This is a genomic window from Sporosarcina soli (assembly GCF_042655805.1).
GTDB classification, from domain to species: Bacteria; Bacillota; Bacilli; order Bacillales_A; family Planococcaceae; genus Sporosarcina; species Sporosarcina soli.
Genome location: NZ_JBHSNO010000005.1, coordinates 375,805 through 391,969, shown reverse-complemented (window position 1 = coordinate 391,969; position 16,165 = coordinate 375,805). Strand labels below are relative to the sequence as shown.

Annotated in this window: 17 protein-coding genes; 16 read left to right on the top strand and 1 reads right to left on the bottom strand. The window is 46.8% G+C overall.

Translation table 11 applies throughout. From position 1 onward, the window contains the following. The first annotated feature begins 41 nt into the window (after positions 1–41). Genes ACFPRA_RS06240 through ACFPRA_RS06215 form a run of 6 tightly spaced genes read left to right on the top strand, consistent with a single transcriptional unit; the run spans position 42 to position 5,161 of the window. Positions 42–800, top strand: a complete 759-nt coding sequence (locus tag ACFPRA_RS06240) for a Stp1/IreP family PP2C-type Ser/Thr phosphatase (protein WP_381431798.1) — start codon at positions 42–44, stop codon at positions 798–800. After that, complete coding sequence (pknB, locus tag ACFPRA_RS06235) at positions 797–2,785, top strand: Stk1 family PASTA domain-containing Ser/Thr kinase (RefSeq protein ID WP_381431796.1); 1,989 nt, start codon at positions 797–799, stop codon at positions 2,783–2,785. The genes ACFPRA_RS06240 and pknB overlap by 4 nt, the downstream gene beginning before the upstream one ends. A 14-nt stretch (positions 2,786–2,799) precedes the next feature. Next, positions 2,800–3,693 (top strand): ribosome small subunit-dependent GTPase A, encoded by an 894-nt coding sequence (gene rsgA, locus ACFPRA_RS06230; protein ID WP_381431794.1) that lies wholly within the window; start codon positions 2,800–2,802, stop codon positions 3,691–3,693. Further along, positions 3,686–4,354 (top strand): ribulose-phosphate 3-epimerase, encoded by a 669-nt coding sequence (rpe, locus tag ACFPRA_RS06225; RefSeq protein ID WP_381431792.1) that lies wholly within the window; start codon positions 3,686–3,688, stop codon positions 4,352–4,354. The genes rsgA and rpe overlap by 8 nt, the downstream gene beginning before the upstream one ends. Then, complete coding sequence (locus ACFPRA_RS06220) at positions 4,351–5,004, top strand: thiamine diphosphokinase (protein WP_381431790.1); 654 nt, start codon at positions 4,351–4,353, stop codon at positions 5,002–5,004. Before rpe ends, ACFPRA_RS06220 begins: the two co-directional genes overlap by 4 nt. A gap of 34 nt (positions 5,005–5,038) precedes the next feature. Then, the gene (locus ACFPRA_RS06215) at positions 5,039–5,161 is read left to right on the top strand and encodes a stage V sporulation protein M (RefSeq protein WP_381434770.1); all 123 of its coding nucleotides are present in this window, start codon (positions 5,039–5,041) and stop codon (positions 5,159–5,161) included. 58 nt (positions 5,162–5,219) lie between these two features. On the opposite strand, the gene rpmB is transcribed toward ACFPRA_RS06215, so the two are convergent. Further along, entirely contained in the window at positions 5,220–5,408 is a 189-nt protein-coding gene (gene rpmB / locus ACFPRA_RS06210) for a 50S ribosomal protein L28 (protein ID WP_239388865.1), read from the bottom strand. Between the two features lie 253 nt (positions 5,409–5,661). On the opposite strand from rpmB, the gene ACFPRA_RS06205 reads away from it, so the two are divergent. From ACFPRA_RS06205 to ACFPRA_RS06160, 10 genes are all read left to right on the top strand, one after another. Continuing rightward, positions 5,662–6,024, top strand: a complete 363-nt coding sequence (locus ACFPRA_RS06205; RefSeq protein WP_381431788.1) for an Asp23/Gls24 family envelope stress response protein — start codon at positions 5,662–5,664, stop codon at positions 6,022–6,024. Positions 6,025–6,041: 17 nt separating this feature from the next. Then, positions 6,042–7,709, top strand: a complete 1,668-nt coding sequence (locus ACFPRA_RS06200) for a DAK2 domain-containing protein (RefSeq protein ID WP_381431786.1) — start codon at positions 6,042–6,044, stop codon at positions 7,707–7,709. Positions 7,710–8,238: 529 nt separating this feature from the next. After that, entirely contained in the window at positions 8,239–8,901 is a 663-nt protein-coding gene (gene sdaAB, locus ACFPRA_RS06195) for an L-serine ammonia-lyase, iron-sulfur-dependent subunit beta (protein ID WP_381431784.1), read from the top strand. Positions 8,902–8,914: 13 nt separating this feature from the next. Continuing rightward, positions 8,915–9,823: an L-serine ammonia-lyase, iron-sulfur-dependent, subunit alpha gene (gene sdaAA, locus ACFPRA_RS06190; protein ID WP_239388861.1), complete on the top strand. Its 909-nt coding sequence runs from the start codon at positions 8,915–8,917 to the stop codon at positions 9,821–9,823. Next, positions 9,804–11,852: an ATP-dependent DNA helicase RecG gene (recG, locus tag ACFPRA_RS06185; RefSeq protein WP_381431782.1), complete on the top strand. Its 2,049-nt coding sequence runs from the start codon at positions 9,804–9,806 to the stop codon at positions 11,850–11,852. The genes sdaAA and recG overlap by 20 nt, the downstream gene beginning before the upstream one ends. A 480-nt stretch (positions 11,853–12,332) precedes the next feature. Then, positions 12,333–12,917 carry a transcription factor FapR gene (gene fapR, locus ACFPRA_RS06180; RefSeq protein WP_381431780.1) on the top strand — a complete coding sequence of 195 codons (585 nt, stop codon included), beginning with the start codon at positions 12,333–12,335 and terminating at the stop codon, positions 12,915–12,917. Continuing rightward, positions 12,914–13,906 carry a phosphate acyltransferase PlsX gene (gene plsX / locus ACFPRA_RS06175; protein WP_381431778.1) on the top strand — a complete coding sequence of 331 codons (993 nt, stop codon included), beginning with the start codon at positions 12,914–12,916 and terminating at the stop codon, positions 13,904–13,906. Before fapR ends, plsX begins: the two co-directional genes overlap by 4 nt. Next, a complete protein-coding gene (gene fabD / locus ACFPRA_RS06170) occupies positions 13,903–14,847 on the top strand; it encodes an ACP S-malonyltransferase (protein ID WP_381431775.1) in 945 nt (314 codons plus the stop codon). Before plsX ends, fabD begins: the two co-directional genes overlap by 4 nt. Next, complete coding sequence (fabG, locus tag ACFPRA_RS06165; protein WP_381431774.1) at positions 14,847–15,593, top strand: 3-oxoacyl-[acyl-carrier-protein] reductase; 747 nt, start codon at positions 14,847–14,849, stop codon at positions 15,591–15,593. The genes fabD and fabG overlap by 1 nt, the downstream gene beginning before the upstream one ends. A gap of 283 nt (positions 15,594–15,876) precedes the next feature. Beyond that, the gene (locus ACFPRA_RS06160) at positions 15,877–16,113 is read left to right on the top strand and encodes an acyl carrier protein (protein WP_239388855.1); all 237 of its coding nucleotides are present in this window, start codon (positions 15,877–15,879) and stop codon (positions 16,111–16,113) included. Positions 16,114–16,165: the final 52 nt, after the last annotated feature.

Below are 16,165 nucleotides of genomic sequence, written 5' to 3'. Positions count from 1 at the left end.
TGTGAACAGAGGAACGTGAAGTAGAAAAGAGGGGATGGACGTTGCAATTTGAAGTGTTGACGGACGTTGGAAGGAAACGTAAGGTCAATGAGGATAGCGCAGCCGTATTTACACGATCGGAAGGTATCATTCTTGCAGTAATTGCGGATGGAATGGGAGGGCATCGAGCAGGCGATTATGCCAGTTCCACGGCGATTAAAGTGATAGGCGAACAATTCCTCGAGCTCGATGCAACCGATTTTGTAGACGAGCAATATTGGGTGGAATGGCTCCAAGAAACAGTTAATTATGTCAACCGGCTTCTTTTCAATGAGGCGAATGACAATGAGGAGTTAAAAGGGATGGGGACGACCTTGGAAGCGGCACTTATTCGGGGAAGTTCCTGCCTAGTTTCCCATACGGGCGACAGCCGTGTCTATGCCATCAATGAAAATGGCATCCGTCAAATTACGAAGGATCATTCATACGTTAATATCCTGTTGGAGAATGGTGAAATTACGGAGGAAGAAGCGGAGGCACATCCTCAACGGAATTGGATTATGAAAGCGATCGGTTCTGAAAAGACGATTGAACCCGATTTGTATTCCATCGAATTGAAAGACCAATCTTACTTATTGTTATGCACAGATGGTCTTAGCAATAAAGTGAACCAAGGGAAAATACAAGAGATTGTGTTGTCCGATGCCAATTTATATGAAAAAGCGAAAAAGTTGATCGACTTGGCGAATCAGATGGGCGGAGAGGACAATATCTCCGTTATTCTGATTGACTCGACCAAGGTGGAGGTGGATGATCTATGATCGGAAGCCGAATCGGAGGCCGCTATGACATTTTGCGGGCGATTGGTGACGGAGGGATGTCCAGAGTCTATCTCGCGCATGATGCAATCCTGAATCGCGATGTAGCCATTAAAGTACTCCATTATGATTTTGCCAATGAAGAAGAATTGAAACGCAGATTTCAACGGGAAGCACTGTCAGCGACGAGTTTGACGCATCCGCATATTGTCGATATTTTCGACGTCGGAGAGGATGGAGAACTTCATTATCTAGTAATGGAATACGTGGAGGGACAGACGTTAAAACAGTTCATCCAATCGGAAGGGCCACTGACACCTGAACGGGCTTTGCCCATTATGCAGCAACTTGTTTCCGCCATTTCCAACGCGCATCATAACGGGATCGTGCACCGCGATATCAAGCCCCAAAATATTCTTATGGATGCGGATGGAAATGTGAAAATTACAGATTTTGGTATCGCCATGGCGCTCAGTGCAACTGCGCATACGAAAACGAACTCCGTCATCGGGACTGTTCATTATTTATCACCGGAGCAAGCGCGGGGTGGGATGGCGACAAAAAAATCGGATATTTATTCACTGGGTATTGTTTTTTATGAATTATTGACGGGCGAATTGCCATTTTCTGCAGAAACAGCTGTGGCGATTGCGTTAAAACATTTACAAGAAGAAACGCCATCCGTACGTGCAGCGTTCCCTTCCATCCCGCAAAGTGTGGAAAATGTCATTTTAAAAGCGACTGCGAAAGATGCATCGTACCGTTACCGTTCCGCAGATGAGATGTATGATGATCTCCTGACTGTATTATCGCCTGAACGTGCGGACGAAGAGAAATTCAGCATCCCATATGATGACGACAAAACGATGGCAATTCCGGTTGTAAAAGATGTGCCCAAATTTGAAGAAGCGGAATCGACAAAAAAAATTGAGCCGGTTGTTATTGAACCACCGCAAGCGCCGAAGAAAAAACGGAAAAAATGGCCGATTGTCGCCGGTATAGTAGGTGGCGTCATTGTGGTAGCGCTATTGGCCATTCTTATTATCAGTTTGCTAGGTCCGAAACAGGCAATCGTTCCTGACGTTTCCGGAATGGACGAGGCGGAAGCGATAAGTATGCTGGAAGAAGAAGGGTTTAAGGTGGATGAGCCAATTGAACAGACTTCCGATGAAATCGAGGCGGGTAAAGTCATCCAGACCATACCCGAAGCGAATAAAAAGCGGGAAGTTGGATCGTCCATCAAGCTCTATATCAGTACGGGAAAGGAAAAATTCGAATTGTTGGATTATACGGGACGTAGTTATGAAACCGTTGAGTCTACTTTGAATGTCTATGGTTTCCGCTCCATTAAAGCTGACACACAATTTTCCGATGAACCGGAAGGGACGATTATAGGGCAGGATCCACCTGGTGGGATGGAAGTCGTTCCTAGTGAAACCGATCTCGTCTTTACAGTGAGTAAAGGGAAAGAGACACGGACACTTGGTAATTTGATTGGCTATAATGAAAACCAATTAACCGACTATGCGGAATCTACCGGCTTCAATATTTCCGTCGTCGGACATGAGCATTCAGAAACAGTCCCGGCCGGGCAAGTAATTTCCCAAGTTCCGGACAAAGGTACAGCAGTCGAAAAGGGCGGGAGAGTGCAAGTGATCGTGTCAAAAGGTCCGGAGAAAAAAACGGTTCAACTTATCGTCCATCGAGTGACAATCCCTTATGAACCTGACGTTTCAGAACCTGTTGATGAGGAACAGGATGAAGAGGGCAATTGGCAACAACCCGAACCAGTTCCGCAACAGATTAAGATTTACATCCAAGATCGCACCCGTAACTTGAATGATGTCTATGATGAATTTACCATTACCGAATCCACTTCGAGACAGTTAAAATTTGAATTGGAAGAAGGGCAGCAAGGTGCGTATAAAATTACGCGTGACGACCAAGTGTTTATTGAAGAATCAGTGGATTATAGCGACTCCAACTAAGAAAGAGGGATTGGATGCCGGAAGGACAAATTAGAAAAGCGATTAGTGGATTTTATTATGTGGAAAAAGACGGGGACTTAATACAGTGTAAAGGTCGTGGGGTTTTCAGGAACCGCGGAATCCATCCGCTAGTCGGTGACTTTGTCACATTTGAGGTAGAGGGAGAGAACGACGGGACGATTACAAGTGTGCATGAAAGAAGCAATGAGCTTGTGCGTCCCCCGATCGCCAATGTCGATCAAGCTTTGTTAGTTTTCTCGATTGTCGAGCCTGATTTTAGCTTACACTTGCTGGATCGGTTTCTCGTTGTTGTGGAGTCATTCGATATCCAACCGGTTATTTGTTTGACGAAAAAAGACCTTGCGTCTGATGCCGAAATGAAAAAGGCGTCTGAAGCCATCTCCTATTATGAAAAGATCGGTTATGATATCGTTCAGACATTCATAGACGATGTAGATCTGCCGGCTTTGTTGAAACCTTATTTGGAAGGGAAAACAACTGTCCTTGCCGGGCAGTCGGGTGTCGGGAAATCGACTTTATTGAACACAGTACTGCCGACACTTGGATTGAAGACAGGTGAGATTTCGGAAGCGCTTGGGCGCGGAAAGCATACGACACGCCATGTCGAACTCCATGAAGTGGCCGGGGGACTTGTCGCTGATACACCTGGTTTTAGCTCACTGGATTTTGATCATATCGAACGTGAGGAATTACCGCGGACGTTCATCGATATGGAACAAGTGTCATCGCAATGTAAATTCCGCGGTTGCCTGCATTTGAAAGAACCGAAATGTGCCGTGAAAGAGCTGGTGGAAAACGGAGAAATCCCGCGTCATCGCTATGATCACTATTTACAGTTCATGCAAGAAATAACAGACCGAAAGCCGAGGTATGATAGAAATGATTAAAATAGCACCATCCATCTTAGCGGCGGACTTTGCGAAGCTTGCGGATGAAGTGAAAGAAGTAGAAGCGGCTGGAGCCGAACTGATCCATATCGACGTGATGGACGGCCATTTTGTCCCGAATATTACGATGGGGCCCATCGTTGTCGAGGCACTTAGACCTGTTACGACATTGCCGCTCGACGTTCATTTAATGATTGAAAATCCGGATCTGTATATCGAGCAATTTGCGCAAGCAGGTGCGGATTATATTACGGTCCATGTAGAAGCGTGTACGCATTTGCATCGGACATTGCAACAGATCCGTTCGCTCGGCGTAAAATCGGGGGTTGTCTTGAATCCGCATACGCCGATTGAGATGATCCAACATGTGTTGGAGGAAGTCGATCTTGTATTGTTCATGACAGTCAATCCAGGTTTCGGTGGGCAGAAGTTCATCCATTCTGTTCTGCCAAAAGTGAAGCAACTGTCGGAAATCATTCGCGAGCGTAATCTTCCGATTGAAATCGAAATCGATGGCGGAGTCAACGAGGAAACAATTGTCCCATGCGTGGAAGCGGGAGCTACGATTCTTGTTGCCGGTTCTGCCGTTTTTAACGCTTCGGACCGTGCAGCTGCTTTACAACGCATCAAAGCTGCCGGTGAGCGCGCATTAGGAAAATGACAGTTGTAGTCGTTTGTGCAGGCGGACCGGCTTCGGAAATAGCTGATTTAACAGCATTTTCGTCTGAAGATACCGTGTTTATTGGTGCGGATCGGGGAGCCCTTCATTTATTGGAGAATGGGATCATCCCTAGGGAGGCAGTCGGTGATTTTGACTCCGTAACGAAAAATGAATATGTGAGGATTGAGGATGCAGTCCTTACAGTCGGCCAGTTTCAAGCGGAAAAGGATGAAACTGACACTGAACTTGCGATGGAGAGGGCGCTTGCCTATCGTCCGGAGCACATCATCTTAACGGGAGTGACAGGGGGAAGGTTAGATCATATGGAATCGGCCCTCCAGCTCCTTTATCGGTTCCAGATCAAACATGCACAGATCTTATTCTCGATTCGCAATTTGACAAATGAGCTGTCTATTTTAACAGCGGGAGAGCATCGGTTGCAGTCGGACGAAAGATTCCCATACATATCTTTTTTTCCATTTGGCGGGGTAGTCGAAGGACTGACATTGACCGGTTTCAAATATGAAACGGTCGAAGCGCGATTGGAAATGGGCATGACGAAATTTACAAGTAATGAACCGCTTCAAGAAGTTTGTACTATCTCCTTCCACTCGGGCATATGTTTAATGGTAAGGAGTTCAGATTCCTGAAAGGAGTGGGGAATTGCGCGTTTATACATTTACGATGCCTAAATTTGTGAGTGGCTTTGTCCGGAAGTGTTTGGTTGTATTTCAAAAGGAAGATCAGTCCAAAGCGACTGCAAGCAGTAAAACGAGGAAGAAAAAACGAGAAAAAACGCCAGGCTGAAGCGATTCAGCCTGGCGTTTTATTTCTGTCACGAAAAGAGATATTTCAAAGATATCTCTTAAACGCGTTGAACTTTACCTGATTTAAGGGCTCTTGCGGAGACCCATACACGTTTCGGTTTACCGTTAACGAGAATACGGACTTTTTGAAGGTTTGCACCCCAAGTACGTCTGCTTGAGTTCAATGCGTGTGAACGCGTATTTCCTGTACGGGCTTTGCGTCCTGTAATAACACATTCTTTAGCCATTAGTAGTACCTCCTTGCGAATGATGATTAAGCGATTCACTTCTTTATTCGCATACCCTAATAATGTATCATATGAATAAATGCGTTGCAACCTTTTTTATGACATCTTTCAAGGGAAAAGCCTTTACACTCGTCGGATTTTTTGAAATGAGCAAGAAGCCCGAAGATCTCTTAGGTATGAAGTGCTTTCTTTTATTATGCCGATGGGTATAGTACAATGAGGAAAGTGAAAAAGGTACAAGGGGGATAAAACCATGTCAGTCGAAGTGAAAAACGAATATGGCAAAATCGATATCACGAATGACGTCATCGCCCAAGTGGTCGGGGAAGCGGCGATAGAATGCTACGGAATTGTTGGCATGGCTTCAAGACATCACATTCGCGATGGGCTAACGGATATCCTTCGCAAAGAAAACTTTGCGCGTGGAGTCATTGTCCGTAATGTTGGAGAAGATACGCATATCGATATGTATGTAATCGTTGGATATGGAACTAAGATTTCAGAAGTTGCCTACCAAGTACAATCCAAAGTAAAGTATATATTGCAAAAAACAGTTGGCTTGTCCGTCAAGTCTGTTAATATTTTTGTCCAAGGAGTCCGCGTGACGAACTTGTGAAGGAGGAAAAAATTTCGATGAAAACCATTAGTGGTTTGAAATTTGCTGAAATGGTGAAGATGGGGTCCCATCATCTTTATCAAAATGCCGATTATGTCGATTCGCTGAATGTATTTCCAGTGCCGGATGGAGATACCGGAACGAATATGAATTTATCGATGACATCAGGGGCAAAGGAAACTGAGAAAGGTGCAGTCGTCCATATCGGGCAAACTGCCCAAGCATTATCAAAAGGATTGTTAATGGGCGCAAGAGGCAATTCAGGGGTGATTTTATCACAGCTATTCCGCGGATTTGCTAAGGCGATCGAAAACGAGGAATCCATCGACGGCGTGAAATTTGCCGAAGCTTTGAAATATGGGGTGGATACCGCTTATAAAGCCGTTATGAAGCCCGTTGAAGGTACGATTTTGACCGTCGCAAAAGACGCGGCCAATCGGGGAGTGGAGGCAGCTTCAGCATCCGAAGATCTGATTGAAGTAATGGCAGCGGTTGTGGACGAAGCCCAAGCTTCATTAGAACGGACACCAGAATTATTACCTGTCCTGAAGGAAGTCGGCGTTGTAGATAGCGGCGGACAAGGTCTTGTCTACGTTTATGAGGGTTTTTTGGCATGTCTGAAAGGTGAAGCGCTACCTGAAAAGACCATTGTTCAATCGATGGAAGATTTGGTCAATGCGGAGCATCATCGGAGCGTTCAAGGTTTCATGAATACGGAGGATATTGAATACGGTTATTGCACTGAATTCATGGTCAAATTCGAAGACGAAAAATTGAACGATCAACCATATGATGAGGGTGAGTTCCGTCAGGCGTTAAGTCGATTTGGTGATTCCCTTCTCGTCATCTCTGATGAGGAAGTGGCGAAAGTACATATCCATACCGAAGAACCGGGCGATGCTTTGAATTATGGACAGCGCTTCGGTTCGCTTATCAATATTAAAATCGAGAATATGCGTGAGCAACATCTTGAAATCGTCGGGGAAGGCCATTCCGTGCAGAAGGATGCCAAAAAAGAAACAGAACAACATCCATACGCGATTGTAACGGTCGCCATGGGATCAGGTCTGGCGGAATTATTGAAAAGCTTCGGCGCCTCTGCGGTAATTGAAGGGGGACAAACGATGAATCCGTCGACGGAAGACATCGTAAAAGCCATCCAGGATGTCGGTGCCGAACGGGTGCTGATTTTGCCGAACAATAAAAATATCATTATGGCTGCGGAGCAAGCGGCAGAAGTAATCGGTATCGAAGCGGCAGTCGTGCCGACAAAAACCGTACCGGAAGGACTTGCTGCAATTCTCGCTTTCAACCCGGAAGCGGAAGTGGCTGCGAACGCTGCTGCGATGGCAGAGGCGGCATCTACCGTGAAAACGGGACAAGTTACGCATGCGGTCCGGGATACGTCCATCGACGGTGTCGATATCGCTAAAGATGATTTCATGGGTATTTCTGAAGGGAAGATTGTGACGGCATCCACTGAGCTGGATGAAGTGATGAAGACACTGATGGACTCCTTGATCGACGAAGATGCTGAAATCGTAACGATCTTGTATGGGGAAGATGTCAATGAAGAAGATGCTTCCGCGATTGTCGGGTATATTGAGGAGCATTTTGACCATGTCGAGGTCGAATTGTACCATGGTCAACAACCACTATATCCATATATTATTTCAGTCGAATGATCATCATGAATGCAGAACGTCCGCTTTGGAGGTTCTGCATTTTTATCTTCATTCGGCAGAAGACTCCCACCTCGATAGGTGTCGAGATGAATGCGGTTTTGTTTCCTGTTCAGCGGGTGTTCAAACGCCCGCTGAACGAATAATGGAGGGCAGTCTAAGTGCGCGACGTCCTGATAAAGTGCCTTAATTTCTGCAAAAAACGCAGAAATACGGCAAATCGAACCCTTCGCTGTTCGATTCGCAACGACTGCATGACCTACATCCTGTAGGCCCGCGGATGTCACAGATTTTGAAATGAGCAATTCTCCAAAAGCGTAGGGCGCCTGGCGCCCGAAGACTAGACGCGAGCTTTGCTCAATTCAAAATCTGGACGCAATCACGCCGAGGCGTGATTGATATATAACAAACCGTTGTGATGATCCCTTTTCGCTGAATTCTGTCAGTGATTGGCAAGGAATCATTTTTTGTTTTTATCCCCTTAATCATGTAAAATATAAGTTGTACGGCCTATGAAGGGGGGAGTTTCGTTTTGAAATTCAGATCAGTTTTCGATATTATCGGTCCAGTCATGATTGGACCATCATCTTCACATACTGCAGGTGCAGCCCGAATTGGTCGCGTTGCACGGACGCTTTTCGGACGACAACCGGAATGGGCGCGGATCCATCTATATGGCTCCTTTGCAGAGACGTATAAAGGGCATGGAACGGATGTTGCCATCATTGGCGGCTTATTGGACTATGATACATTTGACGAACGTATTAAAACTGCATTTGGCGATGCAGATAAGCTTGGATTGACATATGAATTCATCCCCGAGGAGGAAGAAGCGGATCATCCGAACACCGCTCGCATCGTAATCGGCGACAGCCAAGGTGTCATGGAGTTGACAGGAATCTCCATAGGAGGAGGGACGATGGAAGTGGTCGAGCTCAACGGCTTTCCGTTGCGTCTTTCAGGCCATTATCCGGCACTCCTCGTTGTCCACGAAGATACATCCGGTGTCATTGCGAGCGTTTCCAATGCGATTGCATCGCAAGGTATGAATATCGCGCATATGGAAGTCGGACGTAAGGAAAAAGGCGAAATGGCCCTTATGGTGATTGAAGTGGATCAGATGATCAATGATCAGCTTATCCATGAGTTACAATCGATTGCACATGTTACACAAGTCGCCACATTGGCTAACTAAGGGGGGAACAACAATGGAAGTGTTATTCGGTACGGTGAAAGAGCTAGTTGCGCTAGCTGAATCACAAAATAAGCCTATTTCCGAAATTATGATCGAACAGGAAATGTTAATAACGAAGAGATCAAGAGAAGAAATCGTCGCCCAAATGGATAATAACTTAAAAGTTATGGAAAGTGCTGTCGAAAAAGGATTGCAAGGTGTTCAATCCACATCTGGACTTACCGGTGGAGACGCTGTCCTACTTCAAAATTACATGAAGTCAGGAAAATCGCTTTCGGGTGATTTGATCTTAGATGCGGTCAGCAAAGCGGTTGCGACGAATGAAGTGAACGCGGCAATGGGGACGATTTGTGCGACGCCGACTGCCGGTGCGGCAGGTATCGTACCAGGCACTTTATTTGCGGTGAAGAACAAATTGAATCCGACCCGGGAACAAATGATCAATTACCTGTTTACAGCAGGTGCTTTCGGTTTTGTCGTTGCCAATAATGCATCGATTTCCGGAGCTGCAGGGGGATGCCAGGCGGAAACGGGGTCTGCAGGTTCCATGGCCGCAGCTGCGATTGTTGAAATGGCTGGAGGCACGCCACAGCAAAGTGCGGAAGCTTTTTCGATCGTCATGAAGAATATGCTCGGATTGGTCTGTGATCCGGTAGCAGGTCTTGTTGAAGTGCCTTGTGTGAAGCGGAATGCGATGGGAGCCGCGAAAGCGCTAGTCGGCGCGGATATGGCCCTTGCCGGTGTGGTAAGCAGAATTCCGACGGATGAAGTGATTGAAGCGATGCATCGAATCGGTCAGTCAATGCCTTCCGCGCTCCGGGAAACAGCAAAAGGTGGACTAGCTGCTACACCGACTGGCAAAGCACTTGAAGCACAAATATTTGGCAAGGATCAGTCAGATCGTGACGCCATCCATATATGATTCGGTAAAGTCGGTCAAAGGGGTTGGAAAGGCGACTGCCGATCAGTTGGAAGCACTCGGGATTTCGACGATTCACGATTTTGTCATGACTTTTCCTTATCGGCACGAAGATTTCAGATTAAAAGATTTATCGGAAACCCCACATAATGAGCGAGTAACCATTGAAGGTAGGATCGAAAGTGAACCGACCGTCCTTTTTTTAGGGAAAAATCGTTCTCGTCTTCAAGTCCGTCTTCTTGCCGATAGGCATCTTGTGAAGGCGGTTTTTTTCAATCAGCATTATTTGAAGGATCGTCTCTCACCGGGCATGATCGTCACAATTACGGGAAAATGGGATCGCGGCAGGCAAGTGATCAATGTCAGCAATTTTAAAGAAGGGCCGAAAACAGCGCAGGCTGATTTTGAACCGGTATACAGTCTGAAAGGGGTCATGCACCAAAAGACATTCAGGCGTTTTATGCGCAATGCTTTGGATGCAGCTGCTGGTCAGCATGTCGAAACACTTCCGCCCGATGTGCGAGAAGCGTATCGATTGCCGGGGATTGCCGAAGCGTTGGAAATGATTCATTTTCCGAAGAGTCCGGGAGATGTGAAGCAGGCGAGAAGGCGCTTTGTCTATGAGGAACTATTATTGTTCCAGTTGAAAATGCTTGGCATGAAGAAAGCGCGGAAAGAAGCGGAAAAAGGAACCCCTGTTGAATATGATTTAGCTAAGCTGAAAAGCTTCATCGCTTCTTTACCATTCGAATTGACCGGCGCCCAAAAACGGGTGGTCAATGAGTTATGTGCGGAATTGAAAAGTCCGATCCGGATGAATCGTTTATTGCAGGGAGATGTCGGTTCTGGGAAGACCGTTGTGGCGGCTATCGCATTGTATGCGGCGATTACTGCGGGGTTCCAAGGTGCGCTAATGGCGCCGACGGAAATTCTTGCTGAACAACATGCGACATCACTGGCGGAATGGTTAGAGCCGCACGGTGTTTCCGTTGCTTTTTTAGCGGGATCAACGAAAGGGAAGGCAAGAAAAAGCTTGCTCGAAAAACTCGAATCAGGTGAAATTGATTTGCTGATCGGTACCCATGCTTTGATCCAGCCGGATGTCGTTTTCAAAAATCCAGGCCTTGTTATTACGGATGAGCAGCATCGCTTCGGTGTCGAACAAAGACGGATTTTGCGCGATAAAGGGATGAACCCGGATGTGCTGTTCATGACGGCGACGCCGATCCCAAGAACACTTTCCATCACTGCGTTTGGTGAAATGGATGTTTCGATTTTGGATGAATTGCCGGCTGGCAGGAAGAAAATTGAAACCCATTGGTTAAAAGAGGAATCTCTATTGCCCGTTTTGCGCAAGATGGAAAACGAACTGCGTGCGGGGCGTCAGGCTTATGTCATCTGTCCACTCATTGAGGAGTCCGATAAATTAGATGTCCAAAATGCGGTGGATGTCCACGGACAACTTTCCACGCATTTCAGAGGAAAGTATACTGTCGGTCTTATGCACGGCCGCCTACATGCGGATGAGAAAGATGCCATTATGCGGGAATTCAGTGATGGGAAGATCGATGTCCTTGTTTCCACGACGGTAGTGGAAGTCGGTGTGAACGTTCCGAATGCAACGTTCATGCTCATCTATGATGCGACTCGATTTGGCCTTGCGCAGCTTCACCAGCTGAGAGGCCGGGTAGGACGCGGAGCCGAACAGTCCTATTGTGTCTTGCTCGCCGATCCGAAAACGGAAGACGGGAAAGAGCGGATGCAGACGATGACCGAAACGAATGATGGTTTCGTCCTAGCGGAAAAAGATCTTGAATTAAGAGGTGCCGGTGATTTCTTTGGCAAAAAGCAGAGCGGGATGCCCGAATTCAAAGTCGCAGATCCTGTCCACGATTACAGGGCGCTTGAAACTGCGAGGAAAGATGCGGAGAAACTGCTGGAATCCCCGCATTTTTGGACAGATCCCGAATACGCCGGGCTAAAACTACAGCTTGAAGAGTCCGGGGCGCTTAGCTTGGAAAGATTAGATTAAAAGAAAATATTTATTTTATTGGTGTTCGCCAGCCGGTAATTGGCGAATAAGGACTTTAGGAATAGACGGCTGTCCGATTTAGGCAGCCGTCTTTCGATATTCTTGATGTCCAGTTTCGACTCCCAGACGCTCGGGTCATAAGCTGTTTTGGCTACATGGCAAAGAGCGCCATTTCGCCAAACCATCTTATGCCTGTCGCGGGCCTACAGGATGTAGGTCACGCAACCGTTGCCGCAGGACGCGGCGAACTAAGGTTGCGTTCCGCTAAACGGTCGTCTTCGCATTTCTATTTGTCCAGCTCCAGGCGCCAGATGCTCGGTCATAAGCCGGCTCGCCTGTGTGGCAAAATGCGCCGCTCAGTCAATCCGTCTTATGTCTGCCGCATCTAAACGGCGCCTTCCACATTTCTATGCTTGCATTCTCATTTCCATCTTTATATACTACTATTAGTACCAAGTGCTAATCCGGAAGGTGAAATGATTGAGACTGCCTAAAAAGGAAAGGCAACGACAGCTTGGATTGTTGCTTGATGGAAATCCGTTTTTGACGGATGAGGAGCTATCAGAACGGTTTGGTGTAAGTGTCCAGACGATTCGGTTGGACAGGCTTGAATGCGGGATCCCTGAATTACGGGAACGATTAAAAACGGTTGCATCCCGAACGATGCAGGAAGAAGTGAAATCCCTTCAGACAGATGAAGTCATTGGAGATATTATCGATATCCAATTGGATAAAAGTGCATTATCCATATTCGATGTAACGGAAGATCATGTTTTTCAGCGGAGCGGCATCGCGCGAGGACATCATTTGTTCGCGCAGGCGAATTCACTTGCGGTCGCTGTCATGGATGATGATTTAGCCTTGACGGTGAAATCATCCATTCACTTTCTGAAACCGGTAAAAGCTGGGGACAGAGTGGTCGCACGTGCCGAAGTGAAAAAAATAAATCCATTGAAAAACCGGACACTCGTTGAGATTGTGTCAACAGTCGGGAATGAGACCGTGTTTACGGGAGAGTTTTATATGTACCGGACAACTGACGGAAATCAGGAGGAAACAAAATGATTATAGCAGTAGACGGGATGGGCGGAGATCATGCACCGGGCGAAATCATTAAAGGTGTAATTGAAAGTCTTGCAGCATTTGAAGATATTGATATACATATTTATGGTGATGAGCAAGCGATGTCACCTTTTTTAACGGATCATGAAAGACTAAAAGTGATCCATTGTACAGAGCGGATTGAACCAGATGATGAGCCGGTCCGCGCGATCCGACGGAAAAAAGATGCGTCTATGGTGCGGATGGCGCAGGCGGTCAAAGATGGGGAAGCTGCCGCATGTGTATCAGCGGGCAATACAGGAGCGCTTATGGCTGCCGGACTGTTCGTTGTCGGTCGGATTGATGGCATTGAGCGTCCCGCCTTGGCGCCGACGTTGCCGACAGTTGACGGACAAGGTTTCGTCATGTTGGATCTCGGAGCGAATGCGGATGCGAAGCCTTCCCAACTTGGACAATATGCGGTCATGGGAAGCATTTACGCTGAAAAAGTACGTGGGATTGCGAAACCGCGTGTCGGTTTATTGAATATCGGAACAGAAGAAGGAAAAGGAAATGAGTTGACGAAAGCAGCTTATGAAGTCCTTTACAATGAACCTGTCCATTTTATCGGTAATGTAGAAGCACGCGATCTATTGACAGGTGTTGCTGATGTCGTTGTGACGGACGGATTTACAGGGAATATGGTTTTGAAATCGATTGAAGGAACCGCGCAAGCCTTTTTCACGATGTTGAAAGAAGTATATGGCTCTTCATTGAAATCGAAATTGTCGGCGGGTCTGATCAAAGACGAATTGCGCGGACTGAAAAATAAAATGGACTACACGGAGTACGGTGGAGCATGTTTATTCGGTTTGAATTCTCCGGTGATCAAAGCGCATGGTTCTTCGAATGCCAATGCAATCTTGAATGCCATCCGACAAGCAAGAACGATGGTACAATATGACGTTTGCGGTACAATCCGTGAAACGGTAAGAAAGGCGGAAACTCAATGACGAAAGTGGCTTTTATTTTTCCAGGACAAGGTTCGCAGACGGTCGGTATGGGAAAGCAATTTGCGGAAACGGATGAGAAAAGTAAGCAATTCCTGGAGCAAGCAGATCAAGTGCTTGGTTTTCAGTTAAGTCGACTCATTATGGAAGGGCCGCAGGAAGAACTGACGTTAACGTATCATGCACAACCTGCGCTTTTGACGGTAGGATCAATGATTGCAGCGAGATTGGCTGAAGCAGGGATCACGCCTGACTATACGGCGGGGCATAGTCTCGGGGAGTATACGGCGCTTGTCGCATCGGGTGTTCTATCTTTCGAAGATGGCGTGTCGGTCGTCCATCAGCGCGGCTTATATATGAATGAAGCGGTTCCAGCAGGAGAAGGGGCGATGGCAGCGATTCTCGGTCTCGACGGAGAAAAGTTGAAAGAAGTGACAGATGGCATTACGGAATCCGGGTTTGCCGTTCAACCTGCCAACTTGAATTGTCCGGGTCAAATCGTTATTTCCGGCACGAAAGAAGGTGTTGAGCAGGCATGTGTCCAATTGAAAGAAGCGGGCGCAAAAAGAGCGATCCCGCTTGATGTCAGCGGACCGTTCCACTCGTCGCTGATGAAACCGGCAGCAGAGAAACTCGGAAACACGCTTGACGCAGTGGAGATGAAAGATGCTTCCATCCCTGTCATCGCGAATGTAAACGCAACTGCAGTGACTGATTCCAGCGAGATCAAAGGCTTACTTGTAGAACAGCTTTATTCGCCTGTACTATGGGAAGATTCTGTTCGCCAACTATTGGAACTGGGCGTCACACATTTCATCGAGTGCGGTCCTGGAAAAGTGTTAAGCGGTCTAATCAAGAAAATCGATCGGAGTGCGACAGTGCTACCGGTTTATGATGAAGAGACGTTACAAACCGTAATCGAAGCATCGAAAGGATGGTCGTAATGGGAAGATTTATAGGGAAAGCGGCAATCGTGACTGGAGCTTCACGTGGAATCGGCCGTGAAATTGCGCTGCTACTTGCGAAAGAGGGCGCACGTGTTGCAGTCAACTATAGCGGTAGCAAAGACAAAGCGGAGGAAGTGGTCAAGCTAATCACAGATGCGGGCGGAGAAGCATTTGCCATTCAAGCTGACGTATCCGATGCCGAAAGCGTAAAAAATATGATTGATCAAACGTTGGAGCATTTCGGATCGATCGATATCCTTGTCAATAATGCGGGCATTACGAAAGATAATTTGCTCATGCGTATGAAAGAAGACGAATGGGACGATGTCATCAGTACCAATCTGAAAGGTGTCTTCTTATGTACTAAAGGAGTTACACGCCAAATGATGCGGCAACGTGCTGGTAAAATTGTCAATGTGGCATCAATTGTCGGTGTTTCCGGAAACCCGGGCCAAGCAAATTATGTCGCGGCGAAATCGGGCGTCATCGGCTTCACGAAGACGGTGGCACAAGAACTCGCTTCTCGCAATATCAATGTCAACGCTGTTGCGCCAGGGTTCATAACGACGGATATGACAGATGCTTTGAATGAAGAAGTGACTAAGCAAATGCTTTCGATGATTCCGCTTGGGAAATTAGGGAATCCAGAAGATGTGGCGAAGACTGTCCTGTTCTTATTATCTGACGATGCAGCTTATATTACTGGACAGACCATCCACGTCGATGGTGGCATGGTGATGTAATAAAGTCCATATTTCTAGTGTCCAGCTTCGGGCGTCAGCTCCTCGGAGGCTCACATCCTGTGAGTTACGCAGTCGTTGCCAATCGAACAGCGAAGGGTTCGATTTGCCGTATTTCTGTGCTTTTTACAGAAATTAAGGCACTTTAAGGACGCGGCGAACTTAGACTGCGTTCCTTGATAGCCGTTTTGCTGTGGTGGCTGAAGTACGCCATCCTCGCAAACCGTCTTATACCTGTCGGAGCTAGACGACGCCCTCAGTATTTCATTGAAGGGAGGTGACAAATTTGTCAACAGTACTTGAACGTGTAACGAAAGTGATCGTCGACCGCCTTGGCGTCGATGAGAGTGAAATCAAATTAGAAGCTTCTTTCCGTGACGATCTAGGCGCAGACTCACTGGATGTCGTTGAGCTTGTTATGGAATTAGAAGATGAGTTCGATACGGAAATTTCCGATGATGACGCTGAAAAAATTGCGACAGTCGGTGATGCGGTTTCGTATATCGAAGCGAAAGTGAACTAATGTCCAATTTGGTCTGAGAGACTCTTTCAACCTTTCTTTTGAAGGGATTGAA